The sequence below is a fragment of the Blastococcus sp. OS1-29 genome, from assembly GCF_057628075.1.
The window spans coordinates 41,885-63,268 of sequence record NZ_JBXXJK010000009.1; the positions used below are offsets into that span (position 1 = coordinate 41,885).

A 21,384-nucleotide genomic window follows, 5' to 3' on the forward strand; every position below is an offset into this window, starting at 1 on the left:
GAATTCGCTCACGCCGGTCAGTGTGCGGTCGCCACCGGCTGCCGAACGGCACCGACGGGTTCAGGTTCACCCAGACGGGCGCCCTCGACGTCCAGGTCCGGCAGCACCCGGTCCAGCCATCGCGGCAGCCACCACGCCGACCGGCCGAGCAGCGCCAGCACAGCCGGGACGAGCGTCATCCGGACCAGGAACGCGTCGACCAGGATCCCAACGGCCAGCCCCACCGCGATGGCCTTGACCACGACGTCCTCGATGGCCACGAAGCTGGCGAACACCGAGAACATGATCAGGGCGGCCGCGACGACGACCCGCGCGGTGTGCCGGGCACCGGTCACCACGGCGTCGCGCGGCGCCGCGCCGTGCACGTAGGCCTCCCGCATCCGCGAGACGAGGAAGACCTCGTAGTCCATGGCGAGACCGAACAGCACCGCCATCAGGATGACCGGCAGGAAGCTGATCACCGGCCCGGTGGACGGGACCCCCAGCAGGTCGTCCAGCCACCCCCACTGGAAGACCGCGACGACGGCGCCGAACGAGGCGCCGACCGAGAGCAGGAAGCCCAGCGCGGCCTTCACCGGCACGAGGACCGACCGGAAGACCAGCGCGAGCAGGACCAGGGCCAGCCCGACCACGACGACGGCGAACGGCAGCAGGGCGCCGGCGAGCCGGTCGGAGACGTCGATCGCCACCGCGGTCTGGCCGGTGACGGCGATCTGCGCCCCGGTCTGCCGCTCGAGCGCGGGCGCCCGGTCGCGGATGGCGCCAACCAGGGCGTTCGTCGCCTCCTGCTGCGGCCCGCTGTCGGGGATGACGGTGATCAGCGCGGTGGTTCCGTCGGCCAGGACCGAGGGTGCGGCGTACGCGACGTCGTCCAGACCGCCCCGGAACCGGCCGGGCGTCGCCGTCGGCACGCCACCGATGGTGGCCGCGATCTGGCCCGCGGACTGCTGGGCCGTGGCCGGGTCGAGCCCGCTCGCCAGCACGACCAGGGGGCCGTTGAGGCCCGGCCCGAAGTGCTCCGAGATCAGGTCGTAGGCCTGCCGCTGCGGGCTGTCTGGGGCGGCGGTGGAGTTGTCGGGGAGCGCGAGCTGCAGCTGCGCCGCGGGGATCGACACGACCAGGAGGCCGGCGACGACGACGAGCACGGTCAGCAGTGGCCGGCGGGTGACCAGCCGGGTCCAGCGGGCGCCCATCGGACCACCGGTGGTGGTCTCCCGCGCGTCGGCCTCCTCGCGGCGGGCAGCACGGGAGCCCGGCTTCGGGGCCAGGCGCCGGCCGGCGAAGCCGAGCAGCGCGGGCAGCAGGGTGAGGGCGACGAGGACGGCGACCAGCACCGTTCCGGCCGCGCCCAGGCCCATGACGGTCAGGAACGGGATGCCGACGATCGACAGGCCCGACAGCGCGACGATCACGGTCAGGCCGGCGAACACGACGGCGGAGCCCGCGGTGCCGGCGGCGCGGGCCACGGAGTCCTCGGGGTCCATGCCCGCGGCCAGCTGCGTGCGGTGGCGGGACAGGATGAACAGGGCGTAGTCGATGCCGACCGCGAGGCCGATCATCAGCGCGAGGGTGGGTGCGCTCGAGGAGAGCGTCACCGCGTTGGAGGCGAGCAGCAGGGCGCCCATGCCGACGCCGACGCCGATGAAGGCGGTCAGCAGGTTCATCCCGGCCGCCAGCAGCGACCCGAAGGTCAGCACCAGCACCAGCACCGCGGCGCCGACTCCGATGAACTCCAGCGGGCCGACGGTCGGGCCGGTGGGACTGAAGGCGTTGCCGCCGACCGCCACCTCCAGGCCGGCGTCCTTCGCGGCCGTCGTCGTCGCCCGGAGCGCGTCCAGGCTGCCGGCAGCCAGCTGCTCACGGTTCACGTCGTACTGGACCGTGGCCAGGGCGGCTCGCCCGTCCGGACTCAGTGCCTTGCTGGTGAACGGGCTGATCGCGGTGTCGACCTGCGGCGCGCGCCCGGCGGCGGCCACGACCTTCTCGATCACGGCCGCGTAGGCCGGGTCGGCGACGGAGGCGCCGTCCGGGGCCACGAAGACGATCTGCGCACCTGCCCCCGCCGACGCGGGCGAGAGCTCGGACAGCTGGTCGAGCGCGTCCTGCGACTCCGACCCCGGGATCGTGAACTTGTCCTGGAAGGCGCCTCCGACGGTGACCAGCAGGGCGATGACCACGCCGAGCAGCGCCAGCCAGGCGACCGAGACCCAGCCGCGGTGGCGGAAGGAGGCACGTCCGAGCCGGGCGAGGAAGGAGCTCATGGGAGGGGACTCCGGATCAGTCGAGGGAGGGCTGCGCGGCGACGGCCGAGCGCAGGAGCAGGAGGAGCGCGGTGCGCTCGAGGTCGGAGGCCGCGCGGTCGGAGGCCGCGCCGGGGTGCTGGGGGCCGCCGAGCACCTCGCGGATCACGACGCCGTCGTGCACGGCGAGGACGATGCGGGCCAGCCGGTTGGCCGGCAGGGTGAGGCGCAGGTGCAGCCGCGCCGACACCGTCTCGATCAGATCGGTCAGCCGGCGGTGGGCCTGCTCGGCGTGCCGGCGCAGCGCCGCGGCCGCCTCGTGGTGCCGGGTGGCGTGCAGCGCGTACTCGGTGTGCACGACCACCCAGGTGCGGTCCGCCCGGAAGGTGCCGAGGCAGCGCTCCACCGCGGCGGCGATCGGGTCGGCCTCCCCTTCCAGGCCGGCCAGCTGCTCCTCGGCGCGGTCGAAGTTGCGGGCGGTCTCGCGCACGAACAGCGCCTCGAACAGCTCGTCCTTGCTGCGGAAGCTGGAGTAGAAGGCGCCACGGGTGAAGCCCCCGCGGCTGCAGATGTCCTCCACGCTGGCCGCGGCGAACCCGATCTCGGCGAAGGTCTCCAGCGCGGCGTCCAGCAACCGCTCGACGGTCTCCTCACGACGCCGCTTCGGGCGCTGCAGCTCCGGGGACGCGGTCACGATGCAGGAGTGTATTGGATACACCGTTGTATCGAGCGCACCGTCCCCGTGCGACGTCCCCGGCCCCTCCGACGGTTTGTGCACTAACCGTCGCGACGGTTGGTGCACAAACTGTCGGGGGTCAGCCGCCGAGGGCCGCGGTCACGACGGCGCGGGCTTCCTCCTGCACCTGCGCCAGGTGCTCGGCGCCCTTGAAGGACTCGGCGTAGACCTTGTAGACGTCCTCGGTGCCCGACGGCCGGGCGGCGAACCAGGCGTTGTCGGTGGTGACCTTCAGGCCTCCGATCGCCGCGTCGTTGCCGGGCGCCCGGGTGAGCTTGGCGGTGATCGGCTCGCCGGCCAGCTCGGTCGCGGTGACGTCGTCGGGCGACAGCTTGCCCAGCGCCGCCTTCTGCTCCCGGTTCGCCGGGGCATCGATGCGGGCGTAGGCCGACTCGCCGAAGTGGTCGGTCAGCTGCTTGTGCAGCTTGGACGGCGACCGACCCGTGACGGCCTGGATCTCGCTGGCCAGCAGGGCGAGCAGGATGCCGTCCTTGTCCGTCGTCCAGACGCCGCCGTCCCGGCGCAGGAAGGACGCACCGGCCGACTCCTCCCCGCCGAAGCCGATGGACCCGTCGAGGAGCCCGGGGACGAACCACTTGAAGCCGACCGGCACCTCGATCAGCCTCCGGCCGAGGTCGGCGACCACCCGGTCGATCAGCGAGCTCGACACCAGGGTCTTGCCGACGGCGGTGTCCTTCGGCCAGCCCGGGCGGTGGCTGAGCAGGTAGGCGATCGCGACGGCCAGGAAGTGGTTGGGATTCATCAGGCCGCCGTCGGGGGTGACGATCCCGTGCCGGTCGGCGTCCGCGTCGTTGCCGGTCGCCACCTGGAACTCGTCCTTGCGCCGGACGAGGGAGGCCATGGCCGACGGCGACGAGCAGTCCATCCGGATCTTGCCGTCCCAGTCCAGCGTCATGAACCGCCAGGTGGGATCCACGACCGGGTTGACGACGGTGAGGTCGAGCCGGTGCCGCTCGGCGATCGCCGCCCAGTAGTCCACGCTGGCGCCCCCCAGCGGGTCGGCGCCGATGCGCACCCCGGCCTGCCGGATCGCGTCGATGTCGACCACGTTCGGCAGGTCGTCGACGTACGTGCCCAGGAAGTCGTACGGCGAGGTCGCGGCGCGGGCCTGGTCGAGCGGCACCCGGCGGACGCCGCTCAGGCCGGCGCGCAGCAGGTCGTTCGCGCGGGCGGCGATGACGCCGGTGGCGTCGGTGTCGGCCGGCCCGCCGTGCGGCGGGTTGTACTTGAAGCCGCCGTCGCGCGGCGGGTTGTGCGACGGCGTGACGACGATGCCGTCGGCCAGGCCGGAATCCTTCCCCCGGTTCGCGGCGAGGATGGCGTGACTGACCGCGGGGGTCGGCGTGTACCGGTTGCCCGCGTCCACGAGCACCGTCACGTCGTTCGCGACGAGGACCTCGAGCGCGGTGGCCCAGGCCGGCTCCGACAGGCCGTGGGTGTCGCGGCCGATGAACAGCGGCCCGTCGAAACCCTGCGCCGCGCGGTACTCGCAGATCGCCTGCGTGGTGGCGAGGATGTGCGCCTCGTTGAACGCCGCGTCCAAGCTCGAACCCCGGTGGCCGGACGTCCCGAACACCACCTGCTGGGCGGGCTCGGCCGGATCGGGCTCCACGGTGTAGTAGGCGGTGACCAGGGCGGCGACGTCGATCAGGTCGCCGGTCTGGGCGGGTTGTCCGGCGCGCGGATCGGTCATGGGCTGATCTTGACCGGCGGTGCCGTCCGGCGCGACCGGTGTGGGCACGAACGGGGTGCGTCCCCGGGCCCTCGTCGGTCGAGGACCCGGGGACGCCGGGGTCGGTGCGGGGTCAGTACTGGAAGCGCTGGACGAGCGTCTGCAGCTCGCTCGACATCCGGGCCAGCTCGGCGGTCGCCGCGCGCGCCTGTGTCACACCCTCCGTCGTCGTCGCGGCCGACGTGGCGACGCCGGTGATGTTCGCGGCGATCTGGCCGCTGCCGACGGCGGCCTCGCTGACGCTGCGGTTCATCTCCGCGGTGGTCGCGCCCTGCTCCTCGACCGCCGAGGCGATCGTGGTCTGGTAGTCGTTGATCTGGCCGATGATCGTCGCGATCTCCTCGATCGCCGTCGTGGCGCCGGCCGTGTCGGCCTGGATGGCCTCGACCCGGCGGGCGATGTCCTCGGTCGCCTTCGCCGTCTCCTGCGCGAGCTCCTTGACCTCGTTGGCGACGACGGCGAAGCCCTTGCCGGCCTCACCGGCGCGCGCGGCCTCGATGGTGGCGTTGAGCGCGAGGAGGTTGGTCTGCTCGGCGATGCTCGTGATGGTCCGGACCACCTCGCCGATCTCCTGCGAGGAGGCACCGAGCTTGGTCACCGTCTGGGTCGTCGTCTCCGCGGCCTGGACGGCGGTGCCGGCCACGCGGGCGGCCTCGGACGCGTTCTGGGCGATCTCGTTGATCGAGGCACCCATCTCCTCCGACCCGGCAGCGACGGTCTGCACGTTGCGGGAGATCTGCTCGGCGGCGGCGGCCACGGTGCCGGCCTGCGCGGCCGCCTCCTCGGCGCCGGCGGAGATGGCCTCCGACGAACCGGTGAGCTCCTCGGCGGCGGCGGCCAGCGCCTGTGCCGACTCGGCAGCGCCGCTAATCGTCGTCCGGAGGCTCGCACTGGCCTCGTTGAGCGCGGTCGCCATCTGGCCGACCTCGTCGTTCGACGTCACGTCGACGTGCGCGGTCAGGTCACCGGCAGCCATGGCCACGAGTCCGTTGCGGACGGCGATGACCGGCCGGATCACCAGGCCGGCGACGAACAAGCCGAGCGCCACGGCGGCCAGCATTCCGACGACCAGGACGACCAGGAGCGTCGTGCGCGCGGACTCGTACGTCGAGCGGGCCGCGGCCACGGTGGTCTCGGCACGCTGGGCGGCCGACTCCTCGAGGGCGGTCAGGGACTCGTTGAGGCCGACGGAGAAGGGCTTGATCTTCGACGTACGCAGCGCCATGAAGTCGGCGATGCGGCCGGCGCGCGCGAGATCGAGCAACTCACCACTGACCAGGTGCTCGTAGCCCTGCCAGGAGGTCGTGAGCTTGTCGACGTTCGCCTTCTCAGCCGCCGTGAGGTTCGTGGACTTCGCGTACGTGGCGACCGCGGCGTTCACCGCGTCCACATCGGCGAGGTAGGCCTTGTGCTCGGCGTCCTCAGCGCCGGCCTTGGGCAGCAACTCGTCCGCGAGCGCGTCGATCCGCGTCTGCAGGAATGCCCGGCGCACCTCCGCCAGCTGGGACGAGGGGATCAGCGCCTGGGTGTGCACCTCGGCGCTGCGCTTCTCGAGCTGCGACAGCTGGACCAGGGACACGAGGCCGACGACGAGCGCGACCACGCAGGCGACCGCTACGGCCGTCAGCACCTTGGCGCGGAGGGGGAGGGAGAGCAGTCGGGAGAGAACGGTGAGACGCACGGGGGATCCGATCCGGAAGGCAAAGCTGACGCACGTCTGATTCGGCCGACAGCGTTCCGCCTCCAGTTGAATGTCTCAACGCTGAACCAGTTCTACCCACTCCATGGATGGGGCGGCGCCACGCTCAGCCCTCGACGGAGGCCAGGAAACGCTCCAGCGTCGCGAGGAAGATCTGTGGCTGCTCCGAGTGCACCCAGTGGCCGGCGTTCTTGATCCGCACGAGCCGGGTGGCGGGGAACAGCGCGTCCATGTGCGGGCGGTCCTCGGGCAGCACGTACGTGGAGTTCGCGCCCGCGATCCAGAGCACCGGACCGTCGAAGGAGGCGCCCGGCGGCGGCTGCGGGAAGCCTCGCAGCTCGCCCAGGTCGCGGGCCAGCAGGTCGAGGTTGAGCCGCCAGCGCCACCCGCCGTCGGTACCCAGGCCTTCGCGGACCAGGCTCTGCAGCAGGAAGCTGCGCACCATCCGGCTGCGGACGGCGGGCTTCAGGGCCGCGTCGGCGTCGTCGCGGGTCGTCAGCGCGTCGAGGTCCAGGCGCTGCATCGCCTCGATGTAGGCGGCGAAGGGTGAGGCCTCCTCGTCGGGGTCGTCGGTCCGGCCGCCCGAGATGGGGTACTCGACCGGGGCGATGTCCACCACGACCAGGGCCCGCAGCAGCTCCGGGCGCCGGAGCGCGAGCTGCATGGCGACCTTCCCGCCCATCGAGTGACCGACCAGGGTGACCTGTTCGCCGAGCTGCTCGAGCTCGGTCGCGAGCAGCTCGACCATGTCCAGGTAGTCGACGCGGTCGGTCCACGGGGAGTGGCCGTGGTTGGGCAGGTCGACGAGCGTGACCCGGTGCCGGTCGGCCAGCCCCTTGCCGATCGTCGTCCAGTTCTTGCCCTGGCCGAACAGGCCGTGCACGAAGACGACCCGGGGGCCCGCCTCGCCGAGGGTCCGGGTGGCCAGTCCCTCGTCGGCGGATTCCGTCACCCGGCGATTCCATCAGACGTTCCGTCGGTGCGGCCGCTTACCGTGCCGGAGACGAGGGGGAGATGCATGCCCGGACGACGGCGCCGCACGGCCGGCCGCAGCACGACCAGCACCAAGCGGACGACGAAGCCCGCCCCGAACCGCACGAGGCCGCGCCCATCGAAGGCGCCGGCACCCGAGCTGCCGGTGGCCGGACCGGGTGAGCGGGTGTGGGTGCTCGCCGTGCCGTTCCGGGCACCCGCGCCCGGCGCGGTCTGGCGTCCCGACCTGCAGGCGCACCTCTGGGTGGGCGCCGAGCTGCCGCGGGAGCTGGTCGCCTACGACCCGCCGCCGTACACGTTCGAGCGGTTCCTCGAGGACGAGCTGAACGAGAAGCCGCGCCCGCTGCCGATCGCGCAGCCGATGACCCCGCGCGACCTGCAATGGGACGGCGCCGACGCGGTGGCCGCGCATGCCGCGGCCGGCGGCCGGGTCTTCCTGCTGGGCGACGACCCCGGCGTGGGCAAGACCGGCACGGCGATCCTCGCGGCCCGGCTGATCGCCGAGCAGCGGGACGTGCGGTCGGTGCTCGTCGTGGCCGACCGGCCGGCGGCGATCACCATTCCGCACTGGGCCCGCTCGATCGCGGGGTTCGGCGACGGCGGGCTGCGCTGGTGCGTCACCACCTGGGACCGGCTGGCGAAGGTCTCCAAGCTGTCGTTCGACCTGGTCATCGCCGACGAGGCACACATGGTGCGGCACACGACGACCCAGCGGTGGAAGCACTGGAAGGCCGTCTCCGGCGCGGGCCGCCTGAAGGACGTGCCCTACGTGCTGGCCTGCACGGCGACCCCCGCGCACACCCCGCTGGAACTGCCGTATCTCGCGCCGGAGTTCGCCGTCCGGCACGGCGAGGGCATCCGGGAGTGGGCCGACCTGCCGAAGCAGCTCACCGCGCACGGGTTCCACGTGGAACGAGGCCGGTACGGCTGGCAGTGGACCGAGGACGCCGGCGAGCGCCGAGCCGACCTCGGCCGGCTGCAGGGCTGGCTGGGCGACGCACAGCCACCGGCGACGCTGCACCGCCCGGCCCCGTGGGGTCAGGTGTCGGTGACCGGCACGCCGGTCGCGCTCACGCCGTCCGAACGCGCCGCGTACGACTCGGAGTGGAGCGAGTTCCGGGCCGAGATGCAGCTCGCCCGCCGGTCGCGGCAGAGCGCGAAGGGGCGGGCCGCGCTGTTGCGGTTCCGGCAGAAGGCGGGCCTCATCCGCGTGCAGGCGACCGTCGACTGGATCAAGGCGCAGGTGGAGGCCGAGCGGCAGGTGGCGGTGTCGGTGGAGTTCGTCGAGACCGCCGCCGACCCGATCCGCGAGGCGCTGCTGGACTCGGGGATCGCCGTCGCGGGCATCTACGGTCGCGACCGGTTCGACGTGGAGGCCGAACGGCTGCGCTTCCAGCGCGGCGAGGCGATGGTGTGCGTGTTCACGGTGACCGCGTCGATCAGCCTGCACGCGGGGGAGGTGCTGCCCGGCGGCGCGCACGCGTCGGAGACGCCGCGGGTGGGGTTGTTCCACCAACCCCGGTTCTCCGGCATCCAGGCCCGTCAGGTCACGGGCCGCACGCACCGGGACGGCCGGGCCTCGCCGTGGCGGATCGCGTTCGCGGAGGACACCGTGGAGGAGCAGGTGGCCCGGGTCATGGTCGAGCGGCTGGCGGTCAGCGGCTCGGCCGCCGGCGCGGACACGTCGTCCCTGCAGGAGATCGCCGAACTGCTCGACGCCGACTGGCTCCCCGCGGCCGCCCTGACCGACGCCTGACAATGGGTCCGTGAGGCGAGAGGCGAGCATCCTGCATCTCGACCTCGACGCCTTCTTCGCCGCGGTCGAGCAACGCGACAAGCCGTCGCTGCGCGGTCGTCCGGTGGTCGTGGGCGGGGTGGGCGGCCGCGGCGTCGTCGCCACCGCCTCCTACGAGGCGCGCGCGTTCGGCGCGCGGTCGGCGATGTCGACCGCGGAGGCCCGTCGCCGCTGCCCGGCCGGCACGGCGTTCCTGGGCGGCCGGTTCGCTGCCTACCGCCGGACGTCCGAGGCGGTCATGGCCCTGCTCCGGGAGTTGTCCCCGCTGGTCGAGCCGGCGTCCCTGGACGAGGCCTACGTCGACCTCGCGGCGGGCGAGGGACACGACCTCTCGGTCGAGGGCGTGACGGCGATCGGACGGTCGCTCAAGGAGCGCATCGCCGAGGCGACGGGCGGGGTCACCGGATCGGTGGGCATCGGGACGTCGAAGCTCATGGCGAAGATCGGGTCGGACCTGCAGAAGCCCGACGGCCTGGTCGTCGTCCCGCCCGGCAGCGAACTCGACTTCCTGCACCCGCTGCCGGTGACCCGGCTGGGCGGCGTCGGGCCGGCCACCGCCGAGCGTCTGCACCAGGTCGGGGTGAAGACGGTCGCGGATCTGGCGGCCAAGTCGCTGACCGACCTCGTCGCGCTGGCCGGGCGGGCGCACGGGGCGGGGTTGTACGCGCTCGCGCGGGCGGAGGACGAGCGGGCCGTCGTCCCCGACCGGGAGGCGAAGTCGGTGTCCCACGAGGAGACGTTCGAGCGCGACCTGACCGACCTCGACGTCCTCGGCCGGGAGATCGACTCCATGGCCGGACGCGTGGGGGAGCGGCTGCGGAAGTCGGCGCTGTCCGGGCGCACCGTGACGCTGAAGCTGCGTCGCTACGACTTCACCACGATCACCCGCTCGCAGACGCTGCCCCAGCCCACGGACGACCCGCGCTCGATCGCCGTCACCGCCCGGCGGTTGCTCACCGACGCCGGCACGCGCGGGGGGCTCCGCCTGCTCGGCGTGGGCGTCTCGGGGCTGTCGGTCTACGCGCAGGGCGACCTGTTCGCCGAGGACGACGACCCGCTGCCCGACGTCGTGTCCGCCGTCGACGCGCCGGAGGCGCCGCCCGAGGAGGAGCTGCCGGTCGAGCGCCGCTGGTGGCCGGGGCAGGACGTCGTGCACGCCGAACTCGGCGCCGGCTGGGTCTGGGGCCGCGGGCTGGGGCGGGTGACCGTCCGCTTCGAGGGCCCGCGCACCGCCCCGGGGCCGGTGCGCACCCTGGCCGCCGACGACCCGCTGCTGCAGCCGGCCGAGCCGCCCGACTGGAGGATGCCGACGTGACCGAGCGGCATGCTCGACCCGGGCGTCATGGTCGACGTGCCATCGTGAGCGCATGACCGAGCCGAGCGCCTGGGTGCGCATCACCCGGGAGGACCCGACCCATTCCGCGGCCTACATCGAGCGCTGGAAGAACCTGGCCGCGCAGGGGATGGACCTCCTGGGCGAGGCCAGGACGCTGGACGCGATGCTGGGCCGGGGTTCGCGCGTGCTGGACGCCGGCTGCGGCCAGGGGCGCCTCGGCGGCCACCTCGCGTCGGTCGGACACGAGGTCGTCGGCGTCGACGTCGACCCGGTCCTGATCGCCGAGGCCGAGGCGATGCATCCCGGTGCCCGGTGGCTGGTGGGCGACCTGGCCGAGCTGGACCTGCCCGCGCGGGGTGTCGGTGAGCCGTTCGACGCGATCGTCTGCGCGGGGAACGTGATGACCTTCCTCGCGCCGTCGACCCGGCGGGAGGTGCTGCGCCGGATGCGGGCCCACCTGCGACCGGGGGGGCGCGCCGCCATCGGGTTCGGCGCGGGCCGGGGGTACGAGTTCGATGAATTCCTCGCCGACGCCGGTGCCGCCGGATGGACGCCGGACCTGCTGCTGTCCTCCTGGGACCTGCGGCCGTTCACCCCGGACACCGACTTCCTGGTCGCGCTGCTCCGCCCGTCCTGAGCATCAGAGGGCGCCGTTGACCCGCAGCAGGGTGAGCGCCTGGACCGTGCGGTGCCCGCGCCACTCCAGGGTGGCCGCGGGAGAGTAGCTGTCGAAGTCGACGGCCCAGCCGCCGTCGGGCTGCTGCCCGTTCGCGAGCCGTTCCAGCTCGGCGTCGATGAGGTCGGGGGCGAACAGCGTGCGCACCGGGCCCCCGGGGAAGGGCGCGAAGTCCAGGGGCCGCATGAACTCGTCGTCCGCACCGCCCGCGACGTGCAGCAGCCCGTCGGCCGGCACGTGCGGGCGGAGCGCCTCCACCAGGTCGCCGGCCTCCGGGTACGCGGGGGCGGCCGCGTCGAGGAGCTGGGCGGCGAAGGCCACGACCATCGCGTGCGGTTCGGCCCCGAGATCGCCCACCGCCGCCAGGGCGTACGCGGTGGCGCGGGCGAGCCAGGGGTGCGCGGCGACCGCGGAATCGGCGGCGGCCACCCGGTGCGCGGTCGCGGCGACGATCGCGGTGATCTGCGGGTTCGACTCCGGCGAGGGGTCCAGCCAGAACGGCGCGCAGGCGGCCGGGTCCGGTTGGGGGAGGGCGAAGGGCAGCCCGCCGTCCGGGTTGCTCACCGATGCCAGCCAGCCGCAGAGCTCGACCGCCCGCGACGTGATGACCGGGGCGGCGTCCGCGAACACCTCCATGGCGTGCAGCGCCCCGCCGGGCTGGCTCGTCCGCGACCGGAGGTCGGGCTCCAGCCCCCAGCCGTAGCCGCCGTCGGGGTTGCGATAGCCGTCGACCGCGGCGAGCACCGCGTCGACGTCCCCGTTCCCGAAGAGCAGGTCGAAGCGCCGGCGGTCGAGCACGCGGCCGGCTCCGGCCAGGAAGTCAGCGGCGGCGGCGAGGTCGACGGTCACCGGTCCACCTTCTCGCAGCGAACGCTCCACGTGAAACGGTCAGCCCGCCCCCAGGGCGATCGTCAGCTCCAGCACGCTGCTCGGCTCCTCCAGCCGGGCGCCGTACAGCTCGCGCAGCTGACCCATCCGGTAGCGGACCGTCTGCGGGTGCACGAACAGGGCGGCGGCGACCTGCTCCCGCCGTCCGTGGTGGAGGAGCCACGCCCGGAGGGTCTCCACGAGCTTCTCGCGGGCGCCGGCGGTCAGGTCGTCCAGCGGGGCCAGCACGCGGGCGCGCAGGTCGGCGAGCGCGTCACGGTCGGCCCGGAGCACCAGCTCGGCCAGGCACCGGTCGGTGTCCAACGGCGCGGAACCGTCGGGCTCGAGCCCGAGCTCCAGGGCGCGGCGGGCCCGCGCATAGGAGGCCGACACCTGCGTCCAGGGTCGCGCCGGGCCCACGACGGCGTCCCGGCCGTCGAGGGACCTCAGCAGCGCCGGCCGGGACCGGCCCTCGGCGGCGGGCACCAGCAGCACGACGAGGTCACTGGCGGAATCCATGCCGGGGAGTTCCTCGCTGCGACGCAGGGTGCGCCCGTCGAGTGAGACGAGTGCCCCACGGACGGCGTCCTCGGGGAGCAGGACGGCGGTCAGTGACCGGGGCGGCGGCCAGTCGGCCCGTTCGGCAGCCGCCACCAGCTCCGCCTCGGGCACGCCGGCCAGCAGGAGGCCCGCCAGCCGCTCCAGGTAACGGGTACGCACCCGGCCCGTCGTCTCCAGCTCGTCGCTGTGCCCGGCGGCGCTCGCCGCCGAGAGCTGGTCGATGTAGGCGAAGACCAGTTCGGCGAAGCGAGCCAGCTGCTCGACGGTCAGGCCGACAGCGACGGCGCTGGCGGACAGGTGCCGCCACGAGACCCGTGCGCCGACCCGGTAGGCCGCCAGCAGCGCGTCCATGGTGCGGCCGCTGCGGGCCTCGCCACGGCCGAGCTCGTAGGCGCCGTCGAGGGCCGGCTGGATCGGAGTGCTGGCGTCGGCGCCGCCGCGCGCGGTGGCCAGCTCGAGGAAGGCGCCGAGGGCCAGCTCGACGGCATTCCGGATCACCTCGCCCATGTGCCCGGTGAACTCGTCGGCGTAGCTCGGGACGTCGACGATGATCTCGGCGACGGCGGCCTCGGCGATGGCCGGCAGGCCGGGGCGCATGGCATCGGCCACCGCGAGGGGGAGGGCGGTCTCGTCCGGCGTCATCATGTCCTCGTTTGTTCGCTGCGAACAGAACCTACCCCTCGATTCACGTGCAGGGCACAGGTAATTGCGTCCTCGGGTGGACAACCCTCTGTGTATGACGACAACCGATCCGCGTCCGACCACGGCCCGGCCGCGCGTCGCCCTGCGCGACCGGGTGCTGAAGCTCGTGGAGTTCGCGACGACGCCGCTCCTGCCCAGCGACTACCTCGACCTCGTCGACCCGCTGCGCTCCGGTGCCGATCTCCGTGGCCGCATCGAGGCCGTCCTGCCCGAGACGCGGGACGCGGCAACGATCGTGATCCGCCCCGGTCGCGGCTGGCGCGGGCACCGCCCGGGCCAGTACATCCGGATCGGGATCGACGTCGACGGCGTCCGGCAGTGGCGCGCCTACTCGCTGACGTCGGATCTGACCCGCACCGACGGCTGCATCAGCGTCACGGTCAAGGCCATCCCGGACGGGAAGGTCAGCAACCATCTCGTGCGGAGGGCCCGCCTCGGCACCGTCGTCCAGCTCGACCAGGCGGCCGGTGAGTTCTGCCTGCCCGCCGAGCGGCCGGAGAAGGCGCTGTTCGTCACCGCCGGGTCCGGCATCACGCCCGTCATGGGCATGCTGCGCAACCACCCCGAGCTGACCGACGGCCTCAAGGACACCGTCCTGGTGCACTCCGCGCCCACGGCGGACGACGTCGTCTTCGGTAGCGACCTCCGGGAGATGGCGGCCGAGGGCCGGATCCGGCTGATCGAGCAGCACACGGACGCCGCGGGGATGCTCGACGCCGCCGGCATCGAGGCTCTGGTGCCGGACCTCGCCGAGCGCTCCACGTGGGCCTGCGGCCCGGTGGGGATGCTCGAGGCGCTGGAGGAGCACTGGACGGCCGCCGGCATCGCCGAGCGGCTGTACACCGAGCGCTTCCGCCCGTCGGTCCTCGTCACCGGCGAGGGCGGCACGGTCTCGTTCGCCAAGTCCGGGACGACGCTGGAGGCCGACGGCGCGACGCCGATCCTGGACGCCGCCGAGGACGCCGGGGTGCTGATGCCGAGCGGCTGCCGGATGGGCATCTGCTACGGCTGCGTGCTGCCGCTGCGCGAGGGCGCGGTGCGTGACCTGCGCAACGGCGAGATCACCACCGCGGCGCCCGGCGACGGCGTCCTCATCCAGACCTGCGTGAGCGCCGCCGCCGGCGCCTGCGACATCGACCACTGACCTCTCCGGAAGGAGCCCCGCATGACCGCCATCCAGAAGAAGTCCGACAACCCGATCGCGCACCTGTCTGCCGAGGACATCGAGATCATCGGCAAGGAGCTCGACACCATCCGCCAGGAGATCCGCGACAGCCTGGGCGAGGACGACGCGAAGTACATCCGGAAGGTCATCGACGTCCAGCGCAAGCTCGAGCTCGGCAGCCGCGCCGCGCTGCTCGTCTCGATGTTCCCGCCGGCCTGGCTCATCGGGACGGCCGGCCTGTCGGTCGCCAAGATCCTCGAGAACATGGAGATCGGGCACAACATCCTGCACGGCCAGTGGGACTGGATGCGCGACCCGAAGATCCACTCCACGACGTGGGAGTGGGACATGGCGAGCCCCGCCGCGCAGTGGAAGCACTCGCACAACGAACTGCACCACACGTACACGAACGTGATCGGCAAGGACAACGACCTCGGCTATGGGATCATGCGGGTCGACGAGGACCAGCGCTGGCACCCGCTCTACCTGGCCCAGCCGGTGTGGAACTTCATCAACGCCTGCTTCTTCGAGTACGGGATCGCCGCGTACGACCTGGAGCTCGGCAAGAACCTGGCGACCAAGAAGCGGCGCGCCAACCCGGAGTTCCGGGCCGGCGTCCGGCAGGTGCTCAAGAAGATCCGCAACCAGGCCGGCAAGGACTACCTGGTGCACCCGCTGCTGTCGGGTCCCTCGTTCCTGCCGACGCTGGCGGCGAACGTCACCGCCAACATCGTGCGCAACCTCTGGTCGCACTCGGTGATCATGTGCGGCCATTTCCCCGAGGGTGTCGAGACGTTCGAGCGGACGTCGATCGACGGCGAGACCCGCGGCGAGTGGTACGTGCGGCAGATGCTGGGCTCGGCGAACATCTCGGGGTCGAAGGCCATGCACCTGATGACCGGCAACCTCTCGCACCAGGTGGAGCACCACCTGTTCCCGGACCTGCCGAGCAACCGGTACGCCGAGATCGCGCCCAAGGTGAAGGACATCTTCGACCGCTACGGGCTGACGTATCACTCCGCGCCGCTGTACAAGCAGGTGGCGAGCGCCTGGCACAAGGTGATCCGGCTGTCGCTTCCGAACGGCTGGCTGACGGAGACCACGCCGAAGAACGCCCCGGCGCAGGTGCTCAAGCTCGTCCGGATGACCACCGGCGGCAAGAAGGTCCGCCGGGCGATGGCACAGGCCGCCGCCTGACCGACCGTTGAACGGGAGAGGCCCAGAACCCACGGGCGGTTTCTAACGGTCGCTGCAACGCCCGATCATTCGGGAGTTGCAGCGACCGTGTCGTTTTCGGGTTCATCGGGGAGGCGAAGGCTCGTTTCTGGCCTCGTTCGACCGCACCGGCAGTGTCAGCGTCTCGGCCGCCGAGCTGGGACTGAACCGCAGCACCTGCGGCCGCTGGGCTCGAGCGGCGGGTCTGCGGTCCAACCGGCAGCGCGCTGGGCATCCGCGGCGGACAGAGTACGACCGGCTGCGTGAAGGCGGCGCTTCCCGGCAGGCGGCCGCCGCCGCGATCGGGGTGAACGTGCGCACCGCGCAGGACTGGGACAAGGGCATCCGCAAGACCAGAAACAGTCGTCTGCACCCGGACGGACGCCGGATCGACTACACACTCGGGATGATCACCCAGCAGCCGGTTCCGCCGTCTTTGGAAGCGGAGCTGCACCCTCGCTTCCTGACACTGGCCGAGCGTGAGCAGATCGCCGACCTGCGTGCCGCCGGCGCGTCCATGCGGCAGGTCGCGCTGGCGCTGGGGCGTGTGGCCTCCACGATCAGCCGGGAGCTGGCCCGCAACGCCGACCCCGAACAGCCCGAGGCCGCCTACCGGCCCTACGGGGCCCATCGGGCAGCCGCCGGCCGCCGGGCCCGCCCCAGACCGGCGAAGCTGGCCACCCACACCGAACTGGCGGGCTACGTACAGGCCGGCCTGGATCAGGGCTGGTCACCGGAGCAGATCTGCAACGCTCTGGTCATCGACCACCCCGATGAGCGGGAGATGCGGGTGTCTCCGGAGACGATCTACCAAGCCCTCTACGTGCAGGCCCGAGGCGGGCTGCGCCGCGAGGTCGCCTCCGCGCTGCGCACCGGCAGGACCCGGCGCACGCCTCATCGAGATCCCGCCGCCCGCACGCCCCGTTTCACCGACCAGATGATCATGATCAGCGAGCGGCCGGCCGAGGTCGAGGACCGGGCGGTGCCCGGCCACTGGGAAGGCGACCTGATCATCGGCGCCGACGGTGCCTCGGCTATCGGCACCCTGGTCGAGCGCGCCACCCGCTACGTGATGCTGGTCCACCTGCCGAACGGGCGCACTGCCGAGGCCGTCCGGGACCAACTCGTGCCACCATCGCCACCCTGCCCGCCCATCTGCGCGGCTCGGTGACCTGGGACCAGGGCGCCGAGATGGCCGCCCACCGGTCGTTCACCGTGGCCACCGACATGCCCGTCTACTTCTGCGACCCGGCCAGCCCCTGGCAGCGCGGCAGCAACGAGAACACCAACGGACTGCTCCGCCAGTACTTCCCCAAGGGCACCGACCTCTCGGTGCACGGAGCAGCCGACCTCGACCACATCAGCCAGCAACTCAGCGTCCGACCACGCAAAACGCTCGGCTGGGCAACCCCAGCCGAGCGTCTGCGTGCTCTACTCCAACCGCCTCACTAACCAGCGGTGTTGCAACGACCCCTGGAATCCGCCACACGGTTCTGGGCCTCTCCGGTTCTCTGCTCCCGGAACGGTCAGGCGGCGGGACGCACCCGTCGCGAGCCGGGGCTGCGGCGACGTCCGTGGCCGCCCGCCGACGGGTGCCCCGCCATCTCGGCCTCCCGCAGCATCGCCGCGATCCGTCCCAGTCGCTCCTGGCTGGGCGAGTCCGCGGCGCGGACCGCCACCTCGAGAACGACGCCGTCGGGCACAGCCAAGGTGGTCACGGTTAGTTGGCCATGTCCACGAAGCGGCTGTAGTGACCCTGGAATGCGACCGTGACGTTCGCCGTCGGCCCGTTACGGTGCTTGACCAGCATGATGTCTGCCTCGCCGGCCCGCGGGGACTCCTTCTCGTACATGTCCTCGCGGTGGATCATCATGACCATGTCGGCGTCCTGCTCGATCGAGCCCGACTCGCGAAGGTCGGAGAGCATCGGCTTCTTGTCCTGACGCTGCTCCGAGCCACGGTTGAGCTGTGACATCGCGATGACCGGAACCTCGAGCTCCTTGGCCAGCAGCTTGAGCGCACGCGAGAACTCGGAGACCTCCTGCTGGCGGCTCTCGACACGCTTCCCGGACGTCATGAGCTGCAGGTAGTCGATCACGACGAGCTTGAGGTCGTTGCGCTGCTTGAGCCGCCGCGCCTTCGCCCGGATCTCCATCATCGTCATGTTCGGGGAGTCGTCGATGTAGAGCGGGGCGTCGGCGATCTCACCCATGCGCCGGGCCAGCTTGGACCAGTCCTCGTCCGACAGCGAACCGGCGCGCATGTGGTGCAGCGGCACCTTCGCCTCCGCCGAGAGCAGACGCATGGTGATCTCGTGCTTGCTCATTTCCAGCGAGAAGATCGCAGCGGGCAGGTGGTGCTTCACCGACGCGGACCGCGCGATGTCGAGACCGAGCGTCGAATTGTGCGTCGGGATGAAGCTGCGCCCGGCGAGGAACAGGTGGTCCTCGGCGTCCACCTGGATGCAGCGCACCGGCACGCTGTCGATGGGACGGACGTCGGTGATGAACCGCACCCCGCGCGCGGTGAATGTCCGCGCTCCCCGCTCCTTGTGGAGGATGTGCTTCCGCTCCAGCGCGAAGACCTGGTCGTCGGTGCTGAACGTGAGCGTGTAGCAGATGGAGGACTCCTCCGAGCGCCCGCGAACGCGCTTGGTGGTCATGCGCACGCGATGCCCGAGGCTCGCGATCACCTCGCGGGTGTCCTCGGCCAGCCGCTTGTTGGTGACGGCGAACTGGATCACCCCGCTCGGCGCGACGGTGCCGTCGGTGTCCAGGAGGCCGGCCAGGAGCGCCTTCCGCTGCGCCACCGAGCCGCGCAGGTACTCGACCGGGATGTGCTTGTTCCCCAGGACACCCAGCTTGCGCAGCAGCGCCTTGACCGTGCCGTGGTCATCCCGGCACGCCTGGCACTGGGCCATCCCGGACGAGGGCCCGCCGCAGCCCGCGCAGGTGGCCGTACGTCCGACACCTCCGGCGGCCCGCAGCGCGCCGCCGCAGGTCTTTCCGCACGTTTGCACCTGCGACGTCTTCGGCACGAAGAACTGTCCGCACATCGGGCAGACCTTCTCGGCAGGACCGGGCCCGTCAGGCAGCCGCATCGCGTAGCGCATGTGGACGTTCGTCGCGTCGACGACCAGACCCTCGGCCTCGATGTACACGGCGATCTCGGGGTCGGCGCTGGTGAACTGCGCGGCCGCCGAGGTGCCGTCACCAAGCCACACGCCCAGTGCGTACGGGGGAACGAGCAGATCGGCCTCCGGGAGCTCCAACGGGCCCGCATTGGTCACGGAGTGGTTCAGCCGGGCGTCCTTGGTGGGGCAGCGGACGGTACGGGCGATGTCTTCGGTGGTCCGGACCGCAGCGAACGTCTTCTGGTTCCGGTACCGGTTGTAGCCCACTCGGGCGGCCTGGGCGGACTTCCGGCTGGCGCGGGTTTCGGTGAGCCACTGGTGCTGGGCGTCGGCGACGATGACCGACCCGTCGGAGAAGTGCACCTCGTAGCAGGGGCGGTCGGTCATGACCTCGGTGGCGGCCACGACGGTCGTGGGGCGGCCGTCGGACCCCATCACACGGTCGCCGACCGCTATCTCGCCCATGGTGGTCCAGCCGGACGGCGTGGCGACCGGGGTGTCGAGAGCCAGGGCCTTACCGACACCCGGACGGGCCGCGATGACGACCATCTGGCCGGCCTGGAGGCCGTTCGTGAGCTCGTCGAGATCGCGGATGCCGGTCGGAACGCCACGGCTCACGCCACCACGGGAGGCGATGGCGTCGAGCTCGTCCATCGTCGGCTGCAGGATGTCCTCGAGACGCGAGTAGTCCTCGCTCATCCGCTTCTCGGTGACGTCGTAGATCTCCTGCTGGGCCCGGTCGACGATGTCGTCGACGTCTCCCTTGCCACCGGCCGCGCCGTAGCCCAGCTGGACCACGCGGGTGCCCGCCTCGACCAGACGGCGCAGCACGGCCTGCTCGGCCACGATCGCGGCGTAGTAGCCGGCGTTGGCCGCAGTCGGCGTGGACGCGATGAGGGTGTGCAGGTAGACCGCGCCGCCCATCTTCGACAGCTGGTCGGTGCGGTTGAGCTCCGCGGCCACGGTGATGGCGTCGGCGGGCTCACCCCGGCCGTACAGGTCGAGGATGCAGTCGAAGATCACCTGGTGCGCCGGACGGTAGAAGTCCGTGCCCTGCAGGGCCTCCACGACGTCGGCGATCGCGTCCTTGCTCAGCAGCATGCCGCCGAGCACGGACTGCTCGGCCGGGATGTCCTGCGGGGGCTGCCGGTCGTACGCCGGAGCCGTCGCCTGAGGCCGGCTGAAGTCGTCGGCCACCGCCACGGGGTTCCTCCATCTCTTGCGGGCGCGCCCGCATCACCACTCCGTGGGGAAGTCGGAGTTCGACGAGCGCCGCCGGACCGAACATCTGTTCGGTGATTGCTACCGCCGGGCACCGACACTTTCCGGCACCCGGCGGCAGCTGAGGTGGACGTTAGGAAGCCGGAGGGGTCCCCGTCCAACACCGGTGTGCACGCCGATCTGCACAACTTGTGGACAAGTCGGTGGATGGAGGCGTGTCGACATGTGGAGACCGCGGGGGACGCCCGCGGTACATCTCCCGTCTCCACGCCCACCACCTGCGGAAACAGCGCCCACCGGCTGTGGACAGGAGAAAAGTCCGAAGAAATTTGCCGTGCCGCACCACGAGTCACACCGCGTCGCGACCGCCTGTCGGCCTTCTACACGATCACAGTCGGCTATGGCCCGGACACGGTCCGTTCAGCATTCGATCGCCGAATGCACAGGTGTCCACAGGCGCCCGTGGCCGCACGGATCCTCCACTCGATCGGCCGCGTCGGCCGTCCGCCTGCCACCGGACCCACTACGTTCCGCGGGTGCGGACGAGCAGGCTCACGAGCATGGCCGGGATCGTGGTTCTCGCCGCTACGGTCTCCGCGTGCACGTCCACGGTCGCCCCAGCCGGACCCGCCGCGGCAACCGGCTCGCGTGCCTCGAGCACCTCCGTAGCGCCACGGCCGCCATCCGGCGACCCGGGCCGGCTCCGGTCGACCGTCCTACAGCCCGACGATCTCCCACAGGGGTGGAGCGCGGGTGGCAGTCCGGAGCGCGACAGCGCAACGATGGCGGCCTTCCGCGCCTGCCTGGGAGCGTCGACCGATCCAGCCGGTCAGCTGACGGAGACGTTCTCACCAGTGTTCACCGACGGCGCGACCAGCCATCTGTACTCCTGGGCGGGCAGCTTCCGCTCGCAGCAGCGCGTGGATGCCGACACCGCCCTCCTCAGCGACGTCAGGGCTCCTGACTGTTTCGCCGAGGCGCTCACCGCAACCCTGCGCGGGAAGACGAGGCCCGGGGGAACCGACGTGGAAACGCCGCGCTTCGAGGTGACCCCCGGTAGCGGTGGGGGGCCGGGCAACGTCGTGGCCATCGCGACAGCGGTCGTCCCGGCGACGGCCGCGAGCGGCGCCAGGATGACCCTCTACTGGCAGTACGTCTTCCTCACCGGCCGCTCGACCGAGGCGGTCGTCGGTGCCGGCACCGTCGACGCACCCCTGGCGGCAGACGTGCGCGACCGCGCGATAGAGGCCGTGGCCCGGCGCGTCGCGGCGCTCTGAGCGACCGTCCCCGGA

15 protein-coding genes and 1 pseudogene are annotated in these 21,384 nt (G+C 72.1%); 7 read left to right on the forward strand and 9 right to left on the reverse strand.

Going from position 1 to position 21,384, the window contains the following annotated elements:
* Nucleotides 1-17: 17 nt before the first annotated feature.
* The 5 genes from AC2H4J_RS21090 to AC2H4J_RS21110 all read right to left on the reverse strand — a co-directional run bounded on the left by AC2H4J_RS21090 (nucleotide 18) and on the right by AC2H4J_RS21110 (nucleotide 7,380).
* The gene (locus AC2H4J_RS21090) at nucleotides 18-2,261 is read right to left on the reverse strand and encodes an MMPL family transporter (protein ID WP_487466877.1); all 2,244 of its coding nucleotides are present in this window, start codon (nucleotides 2,259-2,261) and stop codon (nucleotides 18-20) included.
* 16 nt (nucleotides 2,262-2,277) lie between these two features.
* The gene (locus tag AC2H4J_RS21095; RefSeq protein WP_487466878.1) at nucleotides 2,278-2,934 is read right to left on the reverse strand and encodes a TetR/AcrR family transcriptional regulator; all 657 of its coding nucleotides are present in this window, start codon (nucleotides 2,932-2,934) and stop codon (nucleotides 2,278-2,280) included.
* Between the two features lie 121 nt (nucleotides 2,935-3,055).
* Nucleotides 3,056-4,690: a phosphoglucomutase (alpha-D-glucose-1,6-bisphosphate-dependent) gene (gene pgm / locus AC2H4J_RS21100; RefSeq protein WP_487466879.1), complete on the reverse strand. Its 1,635-nt coding sequence runs from the start codon at nucleotides 4,688-4,690 to the stop codon at nucleotides 3,056-3,058.
* 112 nt (nucleotides 4,691-4,802) lie between these two features.
* Complete coding sequence (locus AC2H4J_RS21105; RefSeq protein WP_487466880.1) at nucleotides 4,803-6,410, reverse strand: methyl-accepting chemotaxis protein; 1,608 nt, start codon at nucleotides 6,408-6,410, stop codon at nucleotides 4,803-4,805.
* Nucleotides 6,411-6,534: 124 nt separating this feature from the next.
* The gene (locus AC2H4J_RS21110) at nucleotides 6,535-7,380 is read right to left on the reverse strand and encodes an alpha/beta fold hydrolase (protein WP_487466881.1); all 846 of its coding nucleotides are present in this window, start codon (nucleotides 7,378-7,380) and stop codon (nucleotides 6,535-6,537) included.
* Between the two features lie 66 nt (nucleotides 7,381-7,446).
* Between AC2H4J_RS21110 and AC2H4J_RS21115 the strand changes: the two genes are divergently transcribed.
* From AC2H4J_RS21115 to AC2H4J_RS21125, 3 genes are read left to right on the forward strand one after another with little or no spacing between them, the layout of a single operon-like run.
* On the forward strand, nucleotides 7,447-9,177 hold the full coding sequence (locus tag AC2H4J_RS21115) for a DEAD/DEAH box helicase (RefSeq protein ID WP_487466882.1): 1,731 nt from the start codon (nucleotides 7,447-7,449) through the stop codon (nucleotides 9,175-9,177).
* Between the two features lie 10 nt (nucleotides 9,178-9,187).
* Nucleotides 9,188-10,531, forward strand: coding sequence for a DNA polymerase IV (locus tag AC2H4J_RS21120; protein ID WP_487466883.1), 1,344 nt, complete (start codon nucleotides 9,188-9,190; stop codon nucleotides 10,529-10,531).
* A gap of 52 nt (nucleotides 10,532-10,583) precedes the next feature.
* Complete coding sequence (locus AC2H4J_RS21125) at nucleotides 10,584-11,189, forward strand: class I SAM-dependent methyltransferase (RefSeq protein WP_487466884.1); 606 nt, start codon at nucleotides 10,584-10,586, stop codon at nucleotides 11,187-11,189.
* Nucleotides 11,190-11,192: 3 nt separating this feature from the next.
* On the opposite strand, the gene AC2H4J_RS21130 is transcribed toward AC2H4J_RS21125, so the two are convergent.
* Nucleotides 11,193-12,077, reverse strand: a complete 885-nt coding sequence (locus tag AC2H4J_RS21130) for a hypothetical protein (RefSeq protein ID WP_487466885.1) — start codon at nucleotides 12,075-12,077, stop codon at nucleotides 11,193-11,195.
* 39 nt (nucleotides 12,078-12,116) lie between these two features.
* Nucleotides 12,117-13,298, reverse strand: a complete 1,182-nt coding sequence (locus tag AC2H4J_RS21135; protein ID WP_487466886.1) for a PucR family transcriptional regulator — start codon at nucleotides 13,296-13,298, stop codon at nucleotides 12,117-12,119.
* A gap of 94 nt (nucleotides 13,299-13,392) precedes the next feature.
* Between AC2H4J_RS21135 and AC2H4J_RS21140 the strand changes: the two genes are divergently transcribed.
* The 3 genes and pseudogenes from AC2H4J_RS21140 (at nucleotide 13,393) to AC2H4J_RS21150 (ending at nucleotide 17,190) form a co-directional block, all read left to right on the forward strand.
* Complete coding sequence (locus AC2H4J_RS21140) at nucleotides 13,393-14,502, forward strand: ferredoxin reductase (RefSeq protein WP_487466887.1); 1,110 nt, start codon at nucleotides 13,393-13,395, stop codon at nucleotides 14,500-14,502.
* Between the two features lie 21 nt (nucleotides 14,503-14,523).
* The gene (locus tag AC2H4J_RS21145; RefSeq protein WP_487466888.1) at nucleotides 14,524-15,720 is read left to right on the forward strand and encodes a fatty acid desaturase family protein; all 1,197 of its coding nucleotides are present in this window, start codon (nucleotides 14,524-14,526) and stop codon (nucleotides 15,718-15,720) included.
* Between the two features lie 277 nt (nucleotides 15,721-15,997).
* Nucleotides 15,998-17,190, forward strand: a pseudogene (locus tag AC2H4J_RS21150) (IS30 family transposase).
* A 74-nt stretch (nucleotides 17,191-17,264) separates the two neighbouring features.
* Here the strand turns inward: AC2H4J_RS21150 and AC2H4J_RS21155 are convergent.
* Nucleotides 17,265-17,456 (reverse strand): hypothetical protein, encoded by a 192-nt coding sequence (locus tag AC2H4J_RS21155; RefSeq protein ID WP_487466889.1) that lies wholly within the window; start codon nucleotides 17,454-17,456, stop codon nucleotides 17,265-17,267.
* Nucleotides 17,457-17,458: 2 nt separating this feature from the next.
* Nucleotides 17,459-20,074: a replicative DNA helicase gene (gene dnaB, locus AC2H4J_RS21160; RefSeq protein WP_487466890.1), complete on the reverse strand. Its 2,616-nt coding sequence runs from the start codon at nucleotides 20,072-20,074 to the stop codon at nucleotides 17,459-17,461.
* 800 nt (nucleotides 20,075-20,874) lie between these two features.
* Here dnaB and AC2H4J_RS21165 point away from each other — a divergent pair.
* Nucleotides 20,875-21,369 carry a hypothetical protein gene (locus tag AC2H4J_RS21165; protein ID WP_487466891.1) on the forward strand — a complete coding sequence of 165 codons (495 nt, stop codon included), beginning with the start codon at nucleotides 20,875-20,877 and terminating at the stop codon, nucleotides 21,367-21,369.
* Nucleotides 21,370-21,384: the final 15 nt, after the last annotated feature.

Bases quoted from the DNA above. Each gene is read 5' to 3' on its own strand.
- AC2H4J_RS21090 (WP_487466877.1), bottom strand. From the start codon at position 2,261: ATGAGCTCCTTCCTCGCCCGGCTCGGACGTGCCTCCTTCCGCCACCGC.
- pgm (WP_487466879.1), bottom strand. From the start codon at position 4,690: ATGACCGATCCGCGCGCCGGACAACCCGCCCAGACCGGCGACCTGATC.
- AC2H4J_RS21115 (WP_487466882.1), top strand. From the start codon at position 7,447: ATGCCCGGACGACGGCGCCGCACGGCCGGCCGCAGCACGACCAGCACC.
- AC2H4J_RS21125 (WP_487466884.1), top strand. From the start codon at position 10,584: ATGACCGAGCCGAGCGCCTGGGTGCGCATCACCCGGGAGGACCCGACC.
- AC2H4J_RS21135 (WP_487466886.1), bottom strand. From the start codon at position 13,298: ATGACGCCGGACGAGACCGCCCTCCCCCTCGCGGTGGCCGATGCCATG.
- AC2H4J_RS21140 (WP_487466887.1), top strand. From the start codon at position 13,393: ATGACGACAACCGATCCGCGTCCGACCACGGCCCGGCCGCGCGTCGCC.
- AC2H4J_RS21145 (WP_487466888.1), top strand. From the start codon at position 14,524: ATGACCGCCATCCAGAAGAAGTCCGACAACCCGATCGCGCACCTGTCT.
- AC2H4J_RS21165 (WP_487466891.1), top strand. From the start codon at position 20,875: ATGGCGGCCTTCCGCGCCTGCCTGGGAGCGTCGACCGATCCAGCCGGT.